At 59.4% G+C, this 17866-nt stretch carries 14 protein-coding genes; all 14 read left to right on the forward strand.

Annotated features, from left to right (window positions below; translation table 11 throughout):
• The first annotated feature begins 97 nt into the window (after nucleotides 1-97).
• The 14 genes from V5738_RS05720 (at nucleotide 98) to V5738_RS05785 (ending at nucleotide 17865) form a co-directional block, all read left to right on the forward strand.
• The gene (locus V5738_RS05720; RefSeq protein WP_423823451.1) at nucleotides 98-709 is read left to right on the forward strand and encodes an XrtA/PEP-CTERM system exopolysaccharide export protein; all 612 of its coding nucleotides are present in this window, start codon (nucleotides 98-100) and stop codon (nucleotides 707-709) included.
• A 66-nt stretch (nucleotides 710-775) separates the two neighbouring features.
• Entirely contained in the window at nucleotides 776-2353 is a 1578-nt protein-coding gene (locus V5738_RS05725; RefSeq protein ID WP_423823452.1) for an XrtA system polysaccharide chain length determinant, read from the forward strand.
• Entirely contained in the window at nucleotides 2350-3231 is an 882-nt protein-coding gene (locus V5738_RS05730; RefSeq protein ID WP_423823453.1) for an AAA family ATPase, read from the forward strand. Before V5738_RS05725 ends, V5738_RS05730 begins: the two co-directional genes overlap by 4 nt.
• Nucleotides 3182-5167, forward strand: a complete 1986-nt coding sequence (locus V5738_RS05735) for a TIGR03016 family PEP-CTERM system-associated outer membrane protein (RefSeq protein WP_423823454.1) — start codon at nucleotides 3182-3184, stop codon at nucleotides 5165-5167. Before V5738_RS05730 ends, V5738_RS05735 begins: the two co-directional genes overlap by 50 nt.
• Before the next feature lie 4 nt (nucleotides 5168-5171).
• Entirely contained in the window at nucleotides 5172-6377 is a 1206-nt protein-coding gene (locus V5738_RS05740) for an ExeA family protein (protein ID WP_423823455.1), read from the forward strand.
• A 6-nt stretch (nucleotides 6378-6383) separates the two neighbouring features.
• Nucleotides 6384-7316: an XrtA system polysaccharide deacetylase gene (locus V5738_RS05745; protein ID WP_423823456.1), complete on the forward strand. Its 933-nt coding sequence runs from the start codon at nucleotides 6384-6386 to the stop codon at nucleotides 7314-7316.
• Nucleotides 7313-8347: a FemAB family XrtA/PEP-CTERM system-associated protein gene (locus V5738_RS05750; protein ID WP_423823457.1), complete on the forward strand. Its 1035-nt coding sequence runs from the start codon at nucleotides 7313-7315 to the stop codon at nucleotides 8345-8347. Before V5738_RS05745 ends, V5738_RS05750 begins: the two co-directional genes overlap by 4 nt.
• Nucleotides 8348-8362: 15 nt before the next feature.
• On the forward strand, nucleotides 8363-9589 hold the full coding sequence (locus V5738_RS05755; protein ID WP_423823458.1) for a TIGR03087 family PEP-CTERM/XrtA system glycosyltransferase: 1227 nt from the start codon (nucleotides 8363-8365) through the stop codon (nucleotides 9587-9589).
• Nucleotides 9586-11118 (forward strand): exosortase A, encoded by a 1533-nt coding sequence (gene xrtA, locus V5738_RS05760; RefSeq protein ID WP_423823459.1) that lies wholly within the window; start codon nucleotides 9586-9588, stop codon nucleotides 11116-11118. Before V5738_RS05755 ends, xrtA begins: the two co-directional genes overlap by 4 nt.
• The gene (locus V5738_RS05765; protein WP_423823460.1) at nucleotides 11115-12257 is read left to right on the forward strand and encodes a glycosyltransferase; all 1143 of its coding nucleotides are present in this window, start codon (nucleotides 11115-11117) and stop codon (nucleotides 12255-12257) included. The genes xrtA and V5738_RS05765 overlap by 4 nt, the downstream gene beginning before the upstream one ends.
• Before the next feature lie 15 nt (nucleotides 12258-12272).
• Nucleotides 12273-14201, forward strand: coding sequence for an XrtA/PEP-CTERM system amidotransferase (locus tag V5738_RS05770; RefSeq protein ID WP_423823461.1), 1929 nt, complete (start codon nucleotides 12273-12275; stop codon nucleotides 14199-14201).
• 38 nt (nucleotides 14202-14239) lie between these two features.
• Nucleotides 14240-15481, forward strand: coding sequence for a glycosyltransferase family 4 protein (locus tag V5738_RS05775; protein ID WP_423823462.1), 1242 nt, complete (start codon nucleotides 14240-14242; stop codon nucleotides 15479-15481).
• Nucleotides 15478-16653 (forward strand): glycosyltransferase family 4 protein, encoded by a 1176-nt coding sequence (locus tag V5738_RS05780; RefSeq protein WP_423823463.1) that lies wholly within the window; start codon nucleotides 15478-15480, stop codon nucleotides 16651-16653. Before V5738_RS05775 ends, V5738_RS05780 begins: the two co-directional genes overlap by 4 nt.
• 3 nt (nucleotides 16654-16656) lie before the next feature.
• Complete coding sequence (locus V5738_RS05785; protein ID WP_423823464.1) at nucleotides 16657-17865, forward strand: FAD-dependent oxidoreductase; 1209 nt, start codon at nucleotides 16657-16659, stop codon at nucleotides 17863-17865.
• Nucleotide 17866: the final 1 nt, after the last annotated feature.

The following is a 17866-nucleotide window of genomic DNA, read 5'->3' on the forward strand; positions in this document are numbered from 1 at the left end:
TTCAGGACTGTCGACCGGCAACAGCTACCTACCGACCAGACGCGATTTCGGCCGGTTTGCGAACAAAGTTAGCGTCGACCCATGGGGGAATGACACAGTGTTTCGATATCGTTTTTACCTGGCTTGGATCGTGGTCTTCCTGGCGGTCATTGGCGTTGCGGGTTGCGCATCGGCCCCGCCTAAAGTGCTGCAAGAAAAGGCGACCAGTAGTACGTACCGGATTGGTCCCGGGGATCAGTTACAGATCTTCGTGCGGAACAATCAGGATCTCAGTGTGACGGTGCCGGTTCGCCCGGACGGCGAGATTTCGATCCCGTTGGTGCAGTCGATGAAGGCGGCCGATAAGACGCCAAACGAGTTGGCCGACAATCTGACGAGCTCTCTTTCGGCCTATGTGCGTGATCCACGGGTGACCGTGATCGTGACCCAGTTTCATGGCACCTATTCGGATCAAGTCAGAGTGGTTGGCGAAGCCGCGCAGCCTCAATCGATGCCGTATCGAACTGGTATGACGCTGCTTGACGTCATGATCAACGTTGGCGGTCTGACGCAGTTTGCGGCGGGCAACCGAGCCAAACTGGTGCGTCACGTCGACGGCCAGAGCAAGACCTACGATGTGGATATCGAGGATCTGCTCAACGGCAATATCAACGATAACGTCCCGGTGCATCCGGGTGATGTAGTGATCATTCCGCGGACGTACTTCTAGTACTCGCACCTGCGACGTCGACGGCACTCCGTCGGCGTCGTTTCGTGCGCAAAGTTGAGCGAGGGCATGCAGGAAATCCTTTCACTCGTTTTTAGCCAACTGCGCAATATCTGGCGTTTTCGCTGGATTGCGTTGGCTGTGGCCTGGGCAATCGCGTTGGTCGGTTGGTTGTATGTATACAGCCTTCCCGATCAGTATCGTGCTTCTGCACGTGTGCATATCGATACCAAGTCGGCGATTACGCCGCTGCTTCGTGGGATGGCGGTCACGCCGAATACCGATGAACAGGTCAATCTGTTGATTCGGACGGTGCTTAGCCGCCCGAATTTACGAGATATTGCCCGCTCTACAGGGCTTGACCTTAAGGCGAGCACGCCAGAGCAGGAGCAGGCGCTCGTCGATGGATTGCAAAAACGGCTAACTTTGAAAAGCGCGGGCGCCGGTACTGATCTTTATACGATCAGTTATGTCAGTTCGCAGCCGCAGTTGGCACAGTCCGTAATTCAGCAGGTCATGAGTATCATGACTACCATGAACCTGTCGAAGAGCAGCCGAGGCAATACTGAGGACGCCGTGTCGTTCTTGAGCCAGGAAGTCGATAAGTATAAGAAAGAGCTTAATAAAACCGAGCAAAAGCTGTCGACGTTCAAAAAGAATCATGCCGAGTTGATGCCCGGAACCAACGACTACGTCAGTCAGGTCCAGCAGCTGAACTCGAATATCGACTCGCTCCAGGATCAGTTGGCTAACGCCCGCGATCGCAAGGCCAATATCCAGCAGCAGATGAGTTCTGGTGGTGGTAGTGCCAGCGTGCCGCCGTCGCAGAGCCGTCAGATCCAGCGCATCGATGCGCAGCTCGAAAATGAGCAGCAGCAGCTGTCGCAGTTGTTGACCAAATACACGCCTAAGCATCCAGACGTGTTGACGGCCAAGCGCCATATTTCGGATCTAAAGCAGCGTCGTAAGGACACCTTGTCGCAGCTGCGAGCGCATCCAAGCGAGATCCAGGCTCCGGCCTCGGCTGGCAGCGGTGGCGGTGGTCGTCTAACCGACCAGCTCAACGATGCCAAGGTACAAATCAGTACTCTGGAATCGTCTTTGGATCGTAGGCGACAGCAGCTTGAGCAGTTGCGTGCCGGTGCAGACGATATGAACGACGCTCAGGCCAAGCTGGCTGAACTCAGTCGCAATTACGAAGTTACGCGCGATCAGTATCAGAAATTGCTGTCGCGACTGTATAGCGCGCGTCTGTCGACGGATGTCCAACAAAACAGCGAAGCACTTGAGTTTCGCGTTGTCGATCCGCCCGAGGTGCCGGCCGAGCCCACCGGGCCGCAGCGTGTGATCTTAATAACGATGGCGTTGTTCGGTGCCATCGCCGCCGGTGTAGCGTTCGCTTTGTTCCTGGCACAGATTCGACCGGTGTTTTCCAGCCGGCGGGACCTGACGGATGCGACCGGTTACCCGGTGATCGGCTCGGTCAGTTTGGCGCTTAGTCCTGGGCAGAGAGCTCAACGGCGCACGTCGATCGTGGTATTTGGCGTGTGCTGTGTTTCCCTGCTGATCGGGTTTGCAGCCGCAGTCGTGTTAGCGCCTATAGGAGTTCATTGGGTGCCGAATCTTGTCTCGGGTCAGGTTCTATGAGTATTGTCGAGAAAGCTGCCGAGCGGCTCAAACGTCAACAAGACGGCCGCAATGTGTCGGCGTTCCCGAGCGAGCAGGAAAGCGAACAGCAGCCCGAGGCGGATTTTCGTATGCGCCAGCCGGGCGAGCGGGAACCACTCAAGTTAGACAATGTGCGCCTGCGGCGGGCCGGTCTGATTCCACCGGAGTCCATGGGTCAATGGATCAACCGCGAGTTGCAGCGGATTAAACGTCCGATCCTGACCGCCATGAAAACCGAGGTTGCCCCAGGGTCACCGTCGACCAATCGACTGATGATCACCAGCGCTAATCCAGGGGAAGGCAAGAGTTTCACGTCGTTCAACCTGGCTTTGAGCTTGGCCAAAGAGCTGGACCACTCGGTGTTGTTGGTCGACGGCGACGTGGCTAAGCCGGGGATCAGTCGGAGCCTTGGTCTGGAACGTGAACCCGGCGTGATGCATTTGCTCAATCATCCGGATACAGCGGCCGAAGACTGTGTGGTCGCGACCGACGAGCCGAGGCTATCGATCTTGCCTGCGGGACGGCGCAGCCGCCGTGCGGTCGAAAGCCTGTCGAGTCGCCGGATGAAGGCTATCCTCGACGAGTTGTCCGCCGATCCAGAGCGAATCTTGATATTCGACTCGGCGCCTCTTTTGGCGACGGCCGAATCACAGGCGCTGGCTGTTAACGTGGGGCAGATTCTGGTTGTCGTACGTGCTGAACATACAGAAAAACGTGCACTGGAAGCAGCGCTATCGCTGATCGAGCCTGCAGACGCAGAGATCAGTCTTATTCTCAGTCAAGGTCGGCAGCTGTTCGGCGACCGGCATGCTGGTTACTACGGTATGTATCCGGTTGAGTCGGAGCGCCCGGAATAGGGAGTTCATCGATATGCTTCGTCCCCCCATGCTTAATCCGAAACCGCCTATCGGCGGCTTGCGCAGACTAGTCCCGTCTCGGGTTTGTCTAGTCGTCGTGCCGCTCGCACTGGTTTGGGGGGTGAATGCGTTCGCAGCGGAGTCCGACGGTGGCGGCGGAAGCTCAGCTTCGGGATCGGGGAGCGGCGGCGATGCCAGCGCAGGCGGCGGCTCTTCGGCGGGCACCGATAGTGGTTTTTACGACGATGATCGTCCGGTCGTTACCAACGATAGCGGTTTTCAGCCGTTCCAACCCAGCGGCGCCGGTACGAACAACCCGCTTGGTTTTGCCTCGGGATTTTCGCCCGGCGGTTGTGCGCCCGCGCTCGACTTCAGTAACAACGCGATCAGCTCGAACGCGAGCGTGCTCGAACAGGCTGACGGACCTCGCCGTAAAGGAGGGCGTTATATCCAGGCCTCCGTCGGCGGATCAGAGACGTTCAGCGACAACATCAATCTTGATCCCGATAACGAAGCGGAATCGGATTTTGTAACGGTCGTGGCGCCTCGAATCGATGCCTGTTCGAGCACAGGCAGGATTCGTGGTGAGTTGCGTTACACGCTGCAGGGCGTGGTTTATGCCAATAACAGCAGCTACGACGATATCTACAACGACGTCGAAGGCCGCACGCGCCTCAACCTGATCCAGGATCATTTGTATCTGGATGCGAATACACGCTACGGGCAGAGTGTGATCGATCCGTCGGTGGGTTATTCGCGTTCCAACATCATACGGCCGAACGATAATAAAACCGCAGCTTGGCGGACCAATATTAGCCCTTATGCCTTGCAGTCTCTTGGATTGCTCGGTCAGGGGATGCTGCGTTACCGGTACGGTCGCTCGGTATACGGCGATAGCGACGTGCCCGATACCACGGTGCATGGCGTAGTTGCAACGATTACGAGCCCGGATGTCGTCGAGCCGTTAAGTTGGCAGGCGCAGGCGATTTCGCAAACCGTGGATAGCTCCGGCGGTAACGAAAACCAATTTTACGATCAATATCGTGAAATCTTCGGTTACGACGTGGTGCCGGCTGATTACGGCAATGCGAACGAAACCCGGCATTTCGATAGTGCAACGCTTCAGCTTGGCTATCATTTGTCTCGAACATTGCAGCTGACGGCGCTTGGCGGCATCGAGGACGATTATAAAGACAATGGCCAAAACGACCGTTGGTCCAGCCCGCGTTGGCAGGTAGGGGTGCGCTGGAATAGTGGTCAGAATACTTTGCAGGCCGATTACGGTCATCGTTTTTATGGTTCGAGCTATTCGCTCTATATCCAGCACCGTTCGCGTCTCGTCGATTTTTCTTTGTCTTATGAAGAAGAGCCGTCGACTGGCGGTCTCGATTCGCTCAATGGGTCTGCAGGCGGTTATACCTTCGGGTCGGTAGGCTCGATCGATAGCCAGTTTGGCGGCTATGGAGGGTATGGCGGTTATGGCGGCGCCAACAACGGCACATCGTCGTTGTTCGATCGAGATATCTATGTCCGCAAGCGTTGGCAGGCGCGAATGAATTTCGACACGGCGCTGACCCGGACCAATATCACCAGCTATTCGGAAAAACGCGATTATCAGTCGGGCGATCGGCCGGGCGCGACATATCGAGGTATCCAGATCGACACACGCTATGCGGTCGCCCGGCGTACCAGCATCGTGCCCTCGGCACGATGGGAACACCAGGACGACAGTACTTTGTTCACCACTGGAGTCGACGGAACGGCGACGCGTCGTGATACGGAGTCGGATAACTATGAAGCCGGCGTCAGCGTGGTTCGTGCGATTTCGCCGACTGCCCAAGCTGCGGTTGGCTATCAACACGACTGGCGCAACGACGACGAAGGCTTCGATTACACAGAAAACCGCATAACGCTGCAATTCCGCAAGGCGTTCTAGCGATATGTACGAGGGGTTCTACAAGCTTCAGGCGCGGCCATTCCAGCTGATGCCTGACCCGCGGCGTCTGTATGAGACGGTGAGTCATAGCCGTGGGCTGTCATATCTAATCTACGGACTTGAGCGCGGTGAGGGCTTTGTCGTCGTCACCGGCGCGGTCGGTACCGGCAAGACATTGCTGCTGCAGGTGTTGCTCGAGCAAATCAAGACACGCCATCTCTCGGTCGCCCGGGTTGCCATGGCCAATGTCGATGCCAGCAACGTCGTCGCTATCGTCGCATCGGCGTTCGGCGTGAGTACGCGCGGCATGGCCAAATACGAGTTGCTCGACGCCTTGGTGGCCAAACTTTCGGCGGCTCGCAATCGGCGTGCGCTGCTGATTGTCGATGAAGCCCAAGCTTGTAGTGTGTCTGCGCTCGAAGAACTACGTATCGTCTCCAATCTTCAGGCTCGAGGCGAGGCACTGATTCAGGTCGTATTGGTCGGCCAGAGTGAGCTTCGAGATCTGCTCAAACAGTCCTCGATGTCGCATTTGCGCCAGCGCATCGTCGCCTCGTATCACTTGGAGCCGCTGGCTTCAGATGAAGTCGCGGGCTACATCGAACACCGTTTGAATACCGTAGGCTGGCGCGCCGACCGTCTGTCTTTTGGTCGGGGGGTCTACGAGCGGGTTTATGAATGGTCGGGTGGTGTGCCGCGGCGCATCAACCAGATCATGGATCGCCTGTTGCTGCTCGGCTATCTAGAAGAGCGGCATGAGTTAACGGTCGACGATCTAAACACCGCAATCGAAGAATTCGAAGCCGAATTTGCCGTTGATGGCCTGATTTACGATGGTTCGGCCGATAGCGAGCTAGAACCGTCCGAACACTCGATCACGCACCAAGCGTCAGAGAGCAATGCTTCGATCGATCCACTGCTCGAGCGTGTGGCTGCCGTTGAGCGTGCGCTGCGTACTGCGTTTGGCGAAGAACGCGTTGCTGAAATGATGCGGCACCATGAAACCAGTATCGCGCATCGCGAATTGGTCGAGGCGGTTCTCAGGGTCGAGCGACTGGAGTCGGTGCTCGGCGATCTGCAGCGGGCCGACCCTTCGCCCAGTGTGGATGAACGAATCATGCAGCGACGACCGCTCAATGGTGGGTCCCAAACCGCTGCAGCGCAGAGCAGTGCCTCTGAAGTATTTCGGCGCCTGTTCACCCGGGAGTAATAAATCATGAATTCGAAGGATTGGCAGCCGCAGGCAGTACCGCCGCCGGCTCGGGTGACTGCGAACGCGATGAGCGTCGACGTCGAAGAGTATTTTCAGGTCTCGGCTTTCGAGCAGCATGTCTCGTTCGAGCAATGGGCACGTATGCCGTCTCGGGTCGAGGCCAGCACCGATCGGATTCTGGCGATGTTCGAACTGGCCGATATTCGAGCGACTTTTTTCACGCTGGGTTGGATTGCAGAGCGTCATCCGCGGTTGATCCAGCGTATCGCCGATGCCGGACATGAAATCGCAAGCCACGGCCAGAATCATGTGCGAGCCATCAATCAGGACCGAAACACATTCGGTGCGGATATAAGACAGGCCAAAAACGTTCTGGAACAGATCAGCGGCCAAGAGGTGAAAGGCTATCGAGCAGCCAGTTTCTCGATTGGTGCCTCTAATCTGTGGGCGCTCGATGAGTTGGCAGAAGCAGGGTATCGCTACAGCTCGAGTATCTACCCGGGCACCCACGATGCTTACGGCATGCCTGAAGCGCCGCGTTTCGCGTTTCATCATCGTCCGGAGGGCTTGCTCGAAATCCCCGTTACGACGGTCGAGCTCGGGGGGCGACGCCTACCCTGTGCCGGTGGCGGTTTTTTTCGGCTTTATCCTTATGCGGCAACGAAGGCAGCGTTGAAGCGCGTCAATGCCCGGGATAGTCAGCCCGCGTTGTTCTATTTTCATCCCTGGGAGGTCGACCCCGACCAGCCTCGGGTGCCGGGGCTGGATGCGCGCCGGCGTTTTCGTCACTACCTCAACATAGCTCGCGTCGAGCCGCGCCTGCATCGTCTGTTGTCGGATTTCTCCTGGGACCGTATGGATCGCGTGTTCTCGGTCGACGACCAGCAGGCGCCGGCTTTGGACATCATTGACCACCGATGGCAAGACAGTGCATGAGTTCTGATTCTCTCGATATCCGTACCCTCGGCTCCGATACCACGGCCTGGGAAGCGTTCGTGGCGGCCCAGCCCGAGGCCACCTTCTTTCACCGCGCTGGTTGGAAAGAGGTGATCGAGAACGCGTTCGGTCATCGCTGCTATTTTCTGTATGCCGAGCGGGCAGGGCAGATCGAGGGCATCCTGCCGATCGTGCATATCAAAAGTCGGTTGTTTGCTAACGCCCTCATTTCCACGCCTTTTTGCGTCTATGGCGGCGCCGTGGCCGAGAACGAGGAAGCCGAAGCCGCGTTATATGCCGAGGCCTGTGAACGCGCCAATGCGCTCGGCGTGGATTATTTCGAATCGCGTGAACGCGCACCGCGGCACGACGACTGGCCGCGTAAGGATCTGTACTACACATTCCGGCGTGAACTGGCCGACAACGACGACGACAATCTCAAGCTGATTCCCCGCAAGCAGCGTGCGGTTGTACGCAAAGGGATCAAAAACGGCCTGGAATGGGCGATCGATGAGGATGTCGATCGGCTCTATCCGCTGTTTGCCTACAATATGCGGAGCCTGGGCACGCCAGTGTTTTCGCAGAAGTACCTGCGGGAACTGATGCGGGTGTTCGGTAAAGACTGCGATGTTCTGACCGTTACGCACGAAGGCAAACCGGTAGCTGCAGTGCTCAATTTTTATTTTCGGGACGAGGTGCTGCCGTTCTACTCGGGGGCTGGCCCGGAGGCGCGATCACTCAAAGCCAACGACTATCTCTACTGGGCACTGATGCAGCATGCAGTGGCGCATGGCATACGCATCTTTGACTTCGGTCGTAGCAAGGTCAATACCGGACCCTATAATTTCAAACGGCACTGGGGATTCGAGCCGCAGCCACTGCCTTATGAATATTATCTTTCGGGTATCGACGAGATGCCGGATATTAGCCCGAATAACCCGAAATACTCGGTGTTCATCCAGGCCTGGCAAAAGCTTCCCTTGTCGGTAACGCGGATCGTTGGGCCGTGGCTGTCGCGGGACCTGGGCTAATAAAGGCCGCGCACTATGGCCGAGATCCTTTATCTATGTCACCGAATTCCCTATCCCCCGAACAAGGGCGATAAGATTCGCTCGTACAACTGGCTACGGGCTTTGGGGCGCCGCCATACGGTGCACCTCGGGGCTTTTGTCGATGATCCGGAAGACTGGGCGCATCGCGGCACGTTGAAGCCATGGTGCGGGCAGATCTGTCTTCGTGAGCTTCGGCCGCGACAGGCAAAATTGCGCAGCCTCACGGCACTGGCAGGCCGGCAGGCACTCAGTTTTGCCTATTACCGCGATCGCGCCATGCAGGCGTGGGTCGACCGAATCATGGCCGAGCGCGACATCGCGGCAATCGTGGTGTTTTCTTCGACCATGGCGCCTTATGTGGCCCAGTATCGCGACACGCGGCGCGTACTGGATTTCGTCGACGTGGATTCGGATAAATGGGCGCAATACGCCCGGCGCAGCCGTCTGCCTATGCGCTGGATCTATGCCCGAGAGGCCAAGACCCTGGCGGCCGGTGAGCGACAGCTCGCGGCAGCGTTCGATGCGAGTATTTTTGTCTCGGATGCCGAGGCCGATTTCTTTCGTCGATCCGCCCCGCAGCTTGCCGATCAGGTGCATGCCATTGGTAACGGCGTCGATGCCGAGTATTTCGACCCGAGCAACGCATACGAAAATCTCGGTTTGGGCGAACAGACGATCGTGTTTACCGGCGCCATGGATTACGGGGCGAACGTGGATGCTGTCTGTTGGTTCGTGGAACAGGTCTTCGAGCGGATTCGCCGGACTTATCCGCAGGCTTGTTTCGTCATCGTTGGAACCCGGCCTACACGACGCGTCCAAGAATTGGCATCGGTCGACGGCGTACGCGTAACCGGCGCTGTCCCCGATGTGCGCCCCTATCTTGCGCAGGCTCGAGTCGTGGTGGCGCCGATGCGTATTGCGCGTGGTTTACAGAACAAGGTGCTAGAAGCACTGGCGATGGCGAAACCAGTCGTCATGACCCCGCATGCCGAAGCCGGCCTGGAAGCGGTCACCGGCGATTTTTACCGAGTGGTCGACAAGCCCGCAGAGTATGCCGACACCGTGATGGCCTATCTCGGGGCCGATACGGTCGATACCCAATACCCGGGTGGGCGTGACTATGTACTGCGACATTACGGCTGGGATGCTCGATTCGCCGAGCTTGAACGGCTGATCGAGTCTGGTCGGCCGGCTGACGCGTCTGCGGAGATGGTGACATGAGTTCGTTCAACGATTCGACGACCCGTGGTCATGCAAAGACCGAGGATGTGACCGGTCATTATCAGTCGGCCGTGCACCTCGGGTTCGTGGCCTGCATGGTCGTGTTCGTTCTGCTGTATTCGAGCACCTATCTATCGCTTGCGGCCACCTGGGCGGATACCGGAACGTTCCAGTATGCATTCCTGATCTTTCCCATTTCGGCTGTACTGGTCTGGTCGCGTCGGCAATGGTTGTCGCGGGTGGCTGCCAGAGCCCGGCCTAGCGGCCTGTGGTTGATTGCAGCGTTGGGCGGGCTCTGGTTGCTCGGTGCCGTAGCGAACGTCAATCTCGCGCAGCACGTCGCCGTTGTCGTGATCTGGCCGGCGATGGTGTACACCTTCTATGGCCCGCGGGTCGCTGGCGTACTGGCGTTCGCGCTGGGGTATCTGCTGTTCGCGATCCCCTTTGGCAATTTCATGGTCGGGCCGCTACAGACGGTCACCGCGCATTTATCGGTCATCGCGCTCAAGTTGACCGGTGTGCCCGTGATCATGGACGGGCATTTCATCGATACGCCGGCTTCGGCCTGGCACGTGGCCGAAGCCTGCAGTGGCATCAAGTTCTTCGTCGCGACTACGGCATTTGGAGTGCTGTACGCCCATCTGTTTTTTACCAGTCTGCGGCGGCGCTTGATATTCGTGGTCGTTGCACTGTTCGTGCCGATCATTGCCAATGCGCTGCGGGTCTATTTCACGATCCTGATCGGCGAATATTTCGGTATGCATTACGCCAGTGGTACCGATCATCTGATCTTCGGCTGGCAGTTTTTTGGCACGGTACTGATCGTTTTATTCCTTTGTGGCTGGCCTTGGCACCAGCCGGCACCCGAAGGGCCGGTTGCCGACTCGGGTCTGCCGGAAAATGCCGCTGCACGCATGCGCTGGATGGTGCCGGCGACCATGGTACTGATCATTCTGCCGGCGACTTGGTATGCCGCGACCGGTCTGATGGCATCGCATAATGCAGCGCCCGGGCTTACGGCGCTGCCGCCGCAGCTGGCGGCTGTGACTGCCTTGGACGAGGATGCGAACGGCCAGGCGACGCCGCCCGGGCGCGACCTAGATGTCCATTTGTCGCGCCGCTATGGCGATATCGCACGTCCGATCCAGGTCGACTATCTGGGCGCGGATGCCGGCAGCGATGGCCCGGATATGCTCAATATCCGACAGAAACTCTACGATCCATCGGCATGGACCCATACGGCTTCGCCGAGCACGATCCTGGCGCAGGACAACGGGTCGTCGTTCGTCGTCCTTCGGCTCAAGCAGGCCCAAGGGGATGGTCGACGCATCATTCTGTATAGCTATCGAATCGGCGATCGCTGGACGGGCTCAAGCACGACTTTCAAGCTAGAACAGGCGCTCGATCGGCTGTTGGGCATGCCGGCGCCGACGGGGCTGCTGGTGATCTCTGAAGCCGGTCAAACCGAGCCCAAAGCATTGCTGCCCGTCGCCCGGGCGGCCGCCTCTTCGATCATGGACGGTTCATGAACCGCGGGTTTGAGCCAAGCGCCCGGCCGCGCATCGTGCACGTTATAGATCGCCTGAATCTAGGCGGCATGGAATCGATCGTGCTGACCGTTATTGAGGCCACGAGAGATGCTTACGAGCACGTCATTATCGGTTTGCGTGATCGGGGCGAACTGGCGCCTCGGGCCGAGGCGCTTGGCATATCGGTCGAAACCATCCATAAGCAGCCGGGTAAGGATCCGGCAGCCTATCTGCGCCTGCGGCAACGGCTGCGCAGTCTGGCGCCTGCGATCGTGCATACCTACAACATCGGCGCGATCGATGCCGGCGCAGTGGCGCGGCTGGCGGGCTGTCGACGAGTGATACATGCCGAGCACGGCCGTGATGCGGCCGACCCCAACGGCTCGAACCGCAAATATCGTTGGCTTCGGCGATTGCTGGCGCCGGCGATCAGCCGGTTCGTGCCGGTCTCGGCCGACCTGGAACGTTGGTTGATCGATGATATTCGCATCCCTTCAGCGCGGGTGCATCTGATCCGCAACGGGATCGATGTGGATCGATTCGCTCCCGGCGCCAAAGAGCCAGTGGCGGGGCTGTCGCATATCCCTGTGGCAAGCCGCATCATTGGAACAGTCGGGCGTCTGGATCCGGTCAAGGGATTCGATGGGCTGCTCGAGGCGATGGCCCTGGTCGTCGCGGGCCAGAACAGCGCGCCGGTGCATCTGGTCATCGTCGGCGACGGACCGGAACGGGATCGCTTGGCAAAGCGTATCGACGAACTCGGCCTGGCCAAGCATGTGACATTGGCTGGCCAACGCGACGATGCCGATAAACTGCTGCGGGCCTTCGATATGTATGTTTGTTCGTCGATTGCCGAAGGCATCGCCTTGACCGTGCTCGAAGCCATGGCCAGCGCACGGCCGGTGGTGGCAACCGAGGTGGGTGGCAATCCGGAGTTGGTCGAGCCAGAAACGACCGGCGTACTCGTGCCGCCGCGGGATGCACAGGCGCTGGCTGATGCCCTGATGCGGCTGCTCGATGACCCCGACGCAGCCGCCCGTATGGGCGCCGCAGGGCGTGACCGAGCCGTCGAGCGTTTCAGCGTGAACGCGATGGTCGACGGCTATCGCAATCTTTACGATGCGCTGCTTGCGCGCTGATCAAGAGGACAAAGCATGTGTGGCCTGACTGGAATCGTGACTGCCGACGGTCGAATACCCGACGCCTCGCAGCTCGAAGCCATGAATACTGCCCAGGCGCATCGCGGCCCGGATCAGCACGATCAGCGGCTGCTGCCCGGTGCAGGTCTGGCGCATCGCCGTCTGACGATTCTCGATCCGACCAGCGGCGAGCAGCCGATGGCGACCGAGGATGGGCGTTTTACGCTGATCTACAACGGTGAGATCTATAACTATCTCGAGATCAATCGCGAGCTGGAAAAAGCCGGCTACGCTTTCGAGGGCCACTGCGACACCGAGACGTTGTTGCGCGCCTGGCAGCACTGGGGGGACGACTGTGTGCATCGGCTGCGAGGCATGTTTGCCTTCGCGGTCTGGGATGCCGAAACCCGGCGCCTGTTCCTGGCCCGCGACCGACTGGGCATCAAGCCGCTTTACTATGCGCTGACCGCGGCCGGCGATCTGGTATTCGGCTCTGAGCTCAAGACTTTGATGGCCCACCCTGAACTGTCCCGCGAGCTCGAGCCACGGGCGGTCGAGGGCTATATGGCACTCGGCTACGTGCCCGAGCCGTTATCGATCTTTGCCGGTGCATACAAGCTCTCTGCGGGGCATCGTCTGTCCTGGGGCGCGGGTGAGAACACACCGCGCAGCGAGGCGTATTGGGACGTCGATTTCAGTACCCAGCCAGCGCCGACCGAAGATCAGGCTTGCCAGGAGCTCCAGTCGCGCCTGACCGACGCCGTACGCATGCGGTTGGTCGCCGACGTGCCGCTGGGGGCGTTCTTGTCAGGCGGGGTGGATTCCAGTGCGATCGTTTCGCTCATGGCCGGTGCCTCCGAGGACCCGGTCAAGACCTGTGCGATCGGGTTTTCCGAAAAAGGCTTCGATGAATCCGACTATGCGCGTCGTATTGCCGAGCAGTTCGGTACTGAGCACCGGGAACACCAGATTTCCGGCGACGATTTTGAGCTGATCGACAAGCTGGTCGAGGTCTACGACGAGCCGTTCGCCGACAGCTCAGCGTTGCCGACGTATCGGGTTTGTGAGCTGGCCCGTCAGCAGGTCACGGTCGCCTTGTCGGGCGACGGGGGCGACGAGGATTTCGCCGGCTACCGCCGCTACCGGCTGCATGCCAATGAATCGCGAGCGCGCGCCCGTATTCCCGAAGCCGTGCGCAAACCGTTGTTTGGTACGCTCGGACGCTGGTATCCCAAACTGGATCGGGCGCCACGTTTTCTGCGCGCCAAGACGACCTTCCAAGCGCTGGCCATGAACACGGCCGAGGCCTATTGCCACAGCGTGTCGGCCGTGCCCGAGGACCTGCGCGATACGCTGTACAGCAAAGGCTTCAAACGTCAGCTCGACGGCTATCGTACCCGTGACCTATTCAATTCGCTGGCCGCGAACGCCAACAGCGAAGACCCGGTATCGGTCGCCCAGTATCTCGATTACAAGACCTGGCTGCCTGGAGACATCCTGACCAAGGTCGACCGGGCGAGTATGGCCCATAGCCTCGAGGTTCGGGTGCCGCTGCTCGATCATGAGTTCGTAGGCTGGGCCGCCGGCTTGCCTTCCGATTACAAACTGAATCGCGGCCAGGGCAAGTATCTGCTTAAGAAAAGTTTCGAGAGCAAGTTGCCGAACGATGTCTTGTATCGTCAGAAAAAAGGTTTTTCGGTGCCACTGGCCGAGTGGTTCCGTGGTCCGCTACGCAAGGCCGGCCAGCAGGCGCTGACGACTGGGCCACTGGTCGACTGCGGTATTTTCGAACCCGCGGCGTTGCAGCGCATCTGGTCGGATCACGAATCGGGTCGGCGCGACTATGGCACGGCCATATGGTCGTTGTTGATGTTGTCGCGGTTTCTAGAACGCGAGACCGGGGCTGCGCCAGCCGCCCCCACGCCGGCGGCGACCCATGCCTAGCTCGATGGTCCGTTTACAAACCAAGCGTCGGGGCGCGTATGACTGACAAGATTCAGGTCGCCGTCGTGACCAGCCTGTACCCGAATAGCTGCCAGCCGCGGCATGGGATCTTTGTAGAGGAACGTCTGCGTTGCCTAGTGGCGACTGGGGCAGTCGAAGCCCGCGTAATTGCGCCCGTACCCTGGTTTTTTTCACGCAACCCACGTTTCGGTCGCTATGCGCAGATGGCGGCGGTGCCGCAGCGGGAAGTGCGTCACGGTATCGTGATCGAGCATCCGCGCTATATCGTCGTGCCGAAAATCGGCATGACTTGGGTGCCGACGACCATGGCTCGATCGGTTGCGCCCGCGCTCAAGCGTCTGCAGAGCGAGGGGTTTGACTTCAACCTGATCGATGCCCATTACTTCTATCCGGACGGTGTAGCCGCGGCCAAGCTTGCCGCGGATTTCGACCGACCGTTGACGATCACGGCCCGTGGTGCAGATATCAATCAAATTGCACAGCTGCCGAAGCCGCGAGCCCAGATTCAGCGCGCGGGTCGGCAAGCCGGCGGTTTGATCGGCGTGTCGCAGGCGCTAGCTGACGGTATGGACGAGCTTGGCTTGCCGAGTGAGCGCATTCATACGCTGCGCAACGGCGTCGATCTGGCCCGGTTTGCGCCGCGCGATCGTGAGGCAGTGCGCGGTGAATTGGGTCTGCAGGGCATCGTGTGGCTGTGTGTGGGTCATCTCATCGAACGCAAGGGCATGCGCTTTGCGATCGAGGCTTTAGCCTCGGAGCCGGAGGCCACGCTCGTCGTTGTCGGCGACGGGCCAGAGGAGTCTGCACTGCGTCAGCAGGCACAGCGCCTTGGCGTGGCCGATCGAGTACGCTTCGAAGGGGCGATCGCCCACGACGAGCTACCGGCTTATTTTTCGGCCGCCGATGTGCTGATGCATGCGGCCGGTTCGGAAGGCATGCCCAACGTTGTTCTAGAAGCTATGGCCTGCGGCTGTGCGGTCGTGGCAACGCCGGTCGGCGGTATTCCTGAAATTCTCGGGGACCTGCCGGCTGGGCTGCTGATGGACCAGCGTGATAGCGCATCCATGGTCGCCTGTTGGCAACGGATCAAGGCTGAGGACGGGTTGGCTGCTGTAGCCCGCCAGGCACGGCGTCGCTATGCCGAGCAATTCGGCTGGGAGCCGACCACCCAGGGCCAGCTTGAGATTTTTTCGCGCTTGACCGGTATCGAGCCCTCTATCGAATCCACGACGGCTGCCACGGTCGCCGAGGCCACATGAAAATACTGTATCACCACCGTATCGGCTCGAAAGACGGACAGTATGTCCATATTGAGGAAATGGTTGCTGCATTGCGGGCGGCCGGCCACGAAGTGCGCCTGGTCGGCCCGGATGGGTTCGATGACCAAGAGTTCGGCGGCGAATCGGGGCTCGTATCACGCTTGAAGGCACGCATTCCGGCCTCGGTCTACGAATTGCTCGAGTTTGGCTATAACGTGGTCGACTACGCACGTCTGGCGCGCGCTATCCACGAGTTCCAGCCGGACGTGATCTACGAGCGCTACAACCTGTATCTGTTATCTGGCGCGGTGGCACGTCGTCGTTTTCGGGTGCCGTTACTCGTCGAGGTCAATGCACCACTCTATGCCGAACGCTCGGCCTACAGCGGATTAAAACTTGCCGGATTGGCTCGCTGGGCCGAACGTTGTGCTTGGCGGTCGGCGGATCACGTGTTCAGCGTCACCCAAGTTCTCGCCGATCAGATCGCCTCAGCGGGGGTCGCCGACCGGGCGCTGACGATCACGCCGAACGGGATCAATCATCAAAGGTTTTCGGCAGATGCGGATACGGCCGGGGCGAAAACCGCTCTCGGTATCGATCCACGGGCGACGGTGCTCGGGTTCGTTGGATTCGCCCGAGAATGGCACGGCTTGGATGCGGTCGTTGAATTGCTCACGGAGTATCGCGACAGTCGAACGCTACACTTTTTACTGGTCGGCGACGGGCCAGTCACTGAAGAGCTCAAGGCCCAAGCAGAGCGTGCCGGAGTAGCGGATCGTGTGACCATTACCGGCGTTGTAGGACGTGACGAGGTCCAGCGTTACGTCAACGCGTTTGATGTGGCGATGTTACCGAACGTGGTGGCCTATGCCTCGCCGTTGAAACTGTTCGAATACATGGCCTGTGCAAAGGCAATCGTGGCGCCGCGTCAGCCAAATCTCGAAGAGATTCTGACTGATACCCGCGATGCATTACTGTTCGAGCCGGGCTCCCGGGCCAGTTTCCAGCAGGCCGTTCGTGCCTTGATCGACGATGGCGATCATCGGGCCCGGCTTGGGTCGGCTGCCCGCGAAACGCTGACGACACGAGATTTGAGTTGGGCAGCCAATGCATCGCATGTGGTATCGGTCGCCGAAGAGGTTTGTGCTTCGCCTGAATTGACGTCACGTTAACGAATGCGCCTCCCCGGACGGCTCAGAGCTGCATTAAAACAGTCGCCACCACTGCCGCCGGCGGTGGTGGTCGGCGGTGGCTTGAACGCCCTGGGCGTGGTGCGCAGCCTGGGGCAGGCTGGGGTGCCGGTCTGGCTGCTCGCCGGTGCTGCGAACATGCCGGCAGCGAGAAGTCGCTACGTCGAGGCGATTATCTACGACGACCATGAATCGAGCGCGGTGGTCGATGCGCTTGCCGAACTGGCTGTGCGCAAGCCAGGGCCGCGGCGGCCCTTGATTTTGACCGAAGAAGAAAAAGTCGCCGAAATTTCGGCCCAGCGAGCGCGTCTTGAGTCCGACTATCATTTAATGCTTCCGTCGGCCGATATAGTAACCCGGCTGTTGCATAAGGAGGGTTTTCGTAAGGCGGCCGAGGCCGGAGGTCTGGCAATACCCCGCAGTTGTCGTATACGCAGCTCGACCGACCTTGCCAAGATACGAAAGTTGATTGCGCCTTTGATCATCAAGCCAGCGGCCCGGCAGGCGGCCTATCTGTCCACGTTCAAGCGGGCCTATCGGGCCGAGGATCACGACCAGGCCGAGGCGCTGCTGGTCGAAATGTTGACGGCCTCCGACGATTTGATCGTGCAGGAATGGATCGATGGAGACGATTCATCGATTTATTTTTGCCTGCAGTTCGTCCCCGCCCAAGGGCAAACGCCGGTCTCGTTCGTTGGTCGAAAGCTACGGTCATGGCCGCCGGAAACCGGCGGCACGGCGTGCTGCATCGCAGCGCCCGAAGCGGCTGACGATCTGACCGAGCCGACTACCGCGTTTTTTCGCAGTCAGGGCGTAGTCGGTTTTGCGAGCATGGAATATAAATGGCGGTCCGCGACTGGAGAATACGTCATGATCGAGCCGACTATTGGGCGTACCGATCATCAGGAAGAAGTCGCGACACTCAACGGTGTCAATTTGCCATTGGCCGGGTATTGTTGGGCGATAGGCCGAAGCCTGCCGAAAACGGAGGCCGCGCAACCGATGTGCGTCTGGCGCGATCGTGATGCAGAAGCGAATGCGACCGCTTCCAAACCGGGCATGGCCCATCCGGCGCCCGCGTCGGCGCATGTGATCGATGCGCTCTGGCGAGCCGACGATCCGGCACCGAGCCTGTATGATTTGGGGCATCGAATTGTTACGAAACTGGGGCGTCTGACCGGGCGGACGCAATGAT

It is taken from the genome of Salinisphaera sp. SPP-AMP-43 (assembly GCF_049568105.1).
In the GTDB taxonomy this organism is placed as follows: Bacteria; Pseudomonadota; Gammaproteobacteria; order Nevskiales; family Salinisphaeraceae; genus Salinisphaera.

Coding starts and splice junctions, on each gene's coding strand:
- xrtA (WP_423823459.1), top strand. CDS start 9,586: ATGAGTTCGTTCAACGATTCGACGACCCGTGGTCATGCAAAGACCGAG.
- V5738_RS05745 (WP_423823456.1), top strand. CDS start 6,384: ATGAATTCGAAGGATTGGCAGCCGCAGGCAGTACCGCCGCCGGCTCGG.
- V5738_RS05765 (WP_423823460.1), top strand. CDS start 11,115: ATGAACCGCGGGTTTGAGCCAAGCGCCCGGCCGCGCATCGTGCACGTT.
- V5738_RS05770 (WP_423823461.1), top strand. CDS start 12,273: ATGTGTGGCCTGACTGGAATCGTGACTGCCGACGGTCGAATACCCGAC.
- V5738_RS05755 (WP_423823458.1), top strand. CDS start 8,363: ATGGCCGAGATCCTTTATCTATGTCACCGAATTCCCTATCCCCCGAAC.
- V5738_RS05740 (WP_423823455.1), top strand. CDS start 5,172: ATGTACGAGGGGTTCTACAAGCTTCAGGCGCGGCCATTCCAGCTGATG.
- V5738_RS05780 (WP_423823463.1), top strand. CDS start 15,478: ATGAAAATACTGTATCACCACCGTATCGGCTCGAAAGACGGACAGTAT.
- V5738_RS05735 (WP_423823454.1), top strand. CDS start 3,182: ATGCTGGTTACTACGGTATGTATCCGGTTGAGTCGGAGCGCCCGGAAT.
- V5738_RS05785 (WP_423823464.1), top strand. CDS start 16,657: ATGCGCCTCCCCGGACGGCTCAGAGCTGCATTAAAACAGTCGCCACCA.
- V5738_RS05725 (WP_423823452.1), top strand. CDS start 776: ATGCAGGAAATCCTTTCACTCGTTTTTAGCCAACTGCGCAATATCTGG.
- V5738_RS05750 (WP_423823457.1), top strand. CDS start 7,313: ATGAGTTCTGATTCTCTCGATATCCGTACCCTCGGCTCCGATACCACG.
- V5738_RS05775 (WP_423823462.1), top strand. CDS start 14,240: ATGACTGACAAGATTCAGGTCGCCGTCGTGACCAGCCTGTACCCGAAT.
- V5738_RS05730 (WP_423823453.1), top strand. CDS start 2,350: ATGAGTATTGTCGAGAAAGCTGCCGAGCGGCTCAAACGTCAACAAGAC.